This window comes from Rhizobacter sp. P3_B12 (assembly GCF_056402895.1).
Window position 1 is genome coordinate 1 of sequence record NZ_JBFUGN010001655.1, and the last position, 688, is coordinate 688.

Here is a 688-nt window from a genome sequence, read left to right on the forward strand (position 1 = left end):
GCGCAAGATCATCAAGACGCGCGGGCACTTCCCCAGCGACGACGCGGCCACCAAGCTGATCTGGCTGGCACTGCGCAACATCACGGCTGACTGGGGACGCGCAGCCAAGGAGTGGCGCCCCGCGATGAACCAATTCGCTGTGGTCTACGAAGAGCGATTCACACTGCCGGCGCACGGCAGTCGATAAGCGAGTCGGCCAATAGCCAATTCATCTCAACCGCCTCGCACACAGAAATCCTGACAGCCCCCACCTATCGGTTAGCCGCTTAGCCCCAACGTCCCATAGAGCCCTCCACCAAGTGCGCGCGCCCCGTTCACGTCTCCGACGGGGCTTTGTCAAGTCGACCAGCGCTCTTCCCGCGCGACGATCGTGCCCGTCCGTTGTGTTGCCTCTTACCCTGACCGCCACCCCCTGTTGTCGACGACCTCAAGTTGATGAGCCGCTCCAGCGTTGAGACCATGCTTCTCTCCTGCTCCATCAGGAGTTCCGTCTGACGGAGATCGTATGGCACGTCGCCCTTCTTGAGCACGATGTTTCGTTCGGTCTTCGACATATCTTCGCAAAGCCGCTTGATGGTTGCCGTATCCGCCTTCACGAATGCCGCCTCCAACGCCATCAGCCGGAAAGTCGCGTTTGTGATCTCGTTCTGAAAATACTTGATGTCCAGAAGCCCGCCGCGGTATAGAT

1 protein-coding gene and 1 pseudogene are annotated in these 688 nt (G+C 59.7%); one reads left to right on the top strand and one right to left on the bottom strand.

Annotated features, from left to right (window positions below; translation table 11 throughout):
- A pseudogene (locus AC1D01_RS37500) lies at positions 1–187 on the top strand (IS256 family transposase); the annotation flags it as partial.
- Positions 188–314: 127 nt separating this feature from the next.
- On the opposite strand, the gene AC1D01_RS37505 reads toward AC1D01_RS37500, so the two are convergent.
- Positions 315–688: hypothetical protein (locus AC1D01_RS37505; protein WP_477875006.1), on the bottom strand; the 374-nt coding region annotated here is incomplete at its 5' end.